This is a genomic window from Dietzia sp. HMSC21D01 (assembly GCF_001815995.1).
Classification (GTDB): Bacteria; Actinomycetota; Actinomycetes; order Mycobacteriales; family Mycobacteriaceae; genus Dietzia; species Dietzia cinnamea.
Window position 1 is genome coordinate 1 of sequence record NZ_KV823982.1, and the last position, 3,184, is coordinate 3,184.

General features: G+C 71.5%; 3 protein-coding genes. All 3 read left to right on the forward strand.

What is annotated here, in order from left to right; all coding sequences use genetic code 11:
- Nucleotides 1-58: 58 nt before the first annotated feature.
- Genes urtC through urtE form a run of 3 tightly spaced genes read left to right on the forward strand, consistent with a single transcriptional unit; the run spans nt 59 to nt 2,819 of the window.
- Nucleotides 59-1,222: an urea ABC transporter permease subunit UrtC gene (urtC, locus tag HMPREF3086_RS11580; RefSeq protein ID WP_070721989.1), complete on the forward strand. Its 1,164-nt coding sequence runs from the start codon at nt 59-61 to the stop codon at nt 1,220-1,222.
- Complete coding sequence (urtD, locus tag HMPREF3086_RS11585) at nt 1,219-2,121, forward strand: urea ABC transporter ATP-binding protein UrtD (RefSeq protein ID WP_109149046.1); 903 nt, start codon at nt 1,219-1,221, stop codon at nt 2,119-2,121. Before urtC ends, urtD begins: the two co-directional genes overlap by 4 nt.
- Complete coding sequence (urtE, locus tag HMPREF3086_RS11590) at nt 2,118-2,819, forward strand: urea ABC transporter ATP-binding subunit UrtE (RefSeq protein ID WP_082767786.1); 702 nt, start codon at nt 2,118-2,120, stop codon at nt 2,817-2,819. The genes urtD and urtE overlap by 4 nt, the downstream gene beginning before the upstream one ends.
- The last annotated feature ends 365 nt before the right edge of the window (nt 2,820-3,184 follow it).

Consider the following 3,184-nt stretch of genomic DNA (forward strand, 5'->3'; position numbering starts at 1 on the left):
GCCCCGGCGCACCCGCGCCCGGCGCCTGCTGACCGGCGACGCCGAGCGGCCCCGGTGGATGTTCTGGGCCGCGCTCGCGGTGGCCGCGCTGATCATCTTCGGCCTCGCGCCCGCGCTGCTGTCCGACTTCCGGCTGAGCCTGCTGGCCAAGTTCTTCTGCTACGCGATCGTCGCCAGCGGCATCGGTCTGGCATGGGGGCGTGGCGGCATGCTCACCCTCGGCCAGGGCGTGTACTTCGGCGTGGGCGCCTACGCGATGGCGATGTTCCTCAAAATCTCCGACGCCCGCGACCGCGGCGGCGCCGACGCGCTGCCCGACTTCATGCAGATCGCCGGGATGCGCGAGATGCCCGGCTACTGGGTGCCGTTCGCCTCGCCCGGGTTCACGCTCGCGGTGATCCTGCTGGTCCCGCCGCTGCTGGCGTTCGGGTTCGGCTACCTGGTATTCAACCGCAAGGTCAAGGGCGCCTACTTCGCGATCCTCTCGCAGGCCCTGGCCGCGGCCGCCGCGATCTTCCTCGTGAGCCGGCCGGAGCTGGGCGGGTCCAACGGGCTCAACCGCTTCACCGGGTTCTTCGGGTTCGCGCTGTCCGACCCGGCCAACCGGCGGATGCTGTACTTCCTCGCCGGCGGGGCGCTGCTCCTCGTGGTGCTGCTGGTGCGCCAGCTCATGAACTCCCGGTTCGGCGAGCTGCTCGTGGCCGTCCGTGACCAGGAGGAGCGCGTCCGGTTCCTCGGCTACGACCCGGCGATGGTCAAGTCGTTCGCCTACGCCGTGGCCGCGTTCGCCGCGGGGCTCGCCGGGGCGCTGTTCGTGCCGATCGTGGGGATCATCTCGCCGTCGGCGATCGGCATCGCGCCCTCGATCGCGTTCCTCATCGGCGTCGCGATCGGCGGCCGCGCGACCCTGCTCGGCCCGGTGCTCGGCGCGATCGGTGTGGCCTGGGCGCAGACCGCGTTCTCCGAGGCCTACCCGTCGCAGTGGACCTACCTGCAGGGCATCTTGTTCATCGTGGTGGTGGGGTTCCTGCCCGGCGGCCTGGCGTCGCTGTTCGTGATGCGACGTCGGCGCGCCAAGGGCCAGGAGCCGACCACGACGACCACGACGACCACGACGACGACGAGCTCCGCCACCCCCGACCGGCCCGCCACCACCGGCACCGCCGAACCTGGACCCGATTCGACGGCGTCAGGCGCCGCTTCCCCCGAGGAGTCCCGATGACCCCGTCCACCGCCTTCGGCATCGGTGCCGCGCTGTCGGCCGGCACCCTGACCGGCGCCGAGATCGGCCTGCCCGGCTCCGGCGCCCGCAAGAACGCCCGGACTCGCTCCGGGGAAGGAGGCGCCGGCACCTACCTCGAGGTCCGCGACCTGACGGTGACGTTCGACGGCTTCAAGGCCGTGGACGGCGTCGACCTCACCCTGATCCAGGGCGACCTGCGGTTCCTCATCGGCCCCAACGGCGCCGGAAAGACGACCGTCGTCGACGCGATCACCGGGCTCGTGCCCGCCACCGGCACCGTCGACAAGTCCGGCCAGCCGGTGCTGGGGCTCAAGACGCACAAGATCGCCAAGATGGGCATCGGGCGCACGTTCCAGACGGCGTCGGTGTTCGAGGACCTCACCGTCGAGCAGAACCTCGACATCGCCGCCGGCGCCCGCCGCGGCCCGCTCACCCTGCTGCGGCGCCGCCACGGCCGGGAGGACAAGGTGACCGAGGCGCTGGAGACCATCGGGCTCGAGCACCTGGCCGGCACCAAAGCCGGGGTGCTGGCGCACGGGCAGAAGCAGTGGCTGGAGATCGGCATGCTGCTGGTGCAGGACTCCGACGTCATGCTGCTCGACGAGCCCGTCGCCGGCATGGGCGCCGAGGAGCGGCAGGCCACCGGGGAACTGCTGCAGCGGATCGCCGCCGACCGCACCGTCGTGGTGGTGGAGCACGACATGGATTTCATGCGGGCCTTCGCCACCACCGTCACCGTCCTGGCCGCGGGCAAGGTGCTCGCCGAGGGCACCGTCGCCGAGATCCAGGCCGACCCCAAGGTGCAGCAGGTCTACCTGGGCACCGCCGCCGCGACCGGCACCGAGCTGGCAGACGAGACCGAGGAGACCCCACGATGACCGCACTGCTCAAGATGACCGGCGTCCGCGCGGGCTACGGCGGCTCGGAGGTCGTCCACGGTGTCGACCTCGAGGTCCCGGCCGGGGGAGTGGCCGCGATCCTCGGTCACAACGGCGCCGGCAAGACGACGCTGCTGCGGACCGCGGTGGGTCTGTTGCCGTGCAAGGGCGGGACCATCACCTTCGACGGCGAGGACATCACCCGCTTGCGCCCCCACGCGCGGGTGGCTCGCGGGATCGGTTACGTCCCGCAGGGACAGCAGTCGTTCACCCAGCTCACCACGGCCGAGAACCTGCAGCTGGTCGCCGACGGCCGCAGGCGCGGTAAAGCGCTGATCGACGAGTCGCTGGACCTGTTCCCGGCGCTGCGCGAGCTGCTCGATCGCAAGGCCGGCCTCCTCTCCGGCGGTCAGCGTCAGCAGCTGGCGATCGCCCGGACGCTCATCACCGAGCCGCGGATGCTGGTGCTGGACGAGCCCACCGAGGGCATCCAGCCCAACGTGGTGGCCGAGATCGAGCGGATCATCGTGGAGCTCGCCTCCCGCGGCGACCTGTCCGTTCTGCTGGTCGAACAGCACGTCGGCTTCTCGCTGCGCGCGTCGGACGTCTACTACGTGTTGGAGTCCGGGCGGATCTCGCACTCGGGCGCCTCCGACGCGTCCGCCGCCCACGACGTCTCGGCGGCGCTGGCGATCTGAGCGGTGGCGCCCTCGACCTCCTGCTCAGGGCGCCGCAGGTCAGTAGGCCGGGTAGCGATCAACATCGCGGGCATCCGATCGATCGCCGGATACGCCAAGAGCAACTTCCCCGCAGTCGAGGGCGTGGCCGTTCGGGACGCCACCGTCTGACCAGCCGCAGCCACGTTTGGCAGCAGCCAGGGTGGAGAAAGTGGGATTCAGCCGCCCTCGCTGCTGCCAATTTCGCCGTGAGTGCTGCCGAATCGGCGGTGCCCTGGAAGGCGGGTTCAGGGCACCGCGGGTTCAAGGCACCGCAGTTCAGCGCGCTCGCTGCCCGCGCCCGCTGCGCGCGCCCGCAGCCCGCGCCGCCGGGTCGAGGCGGTAGG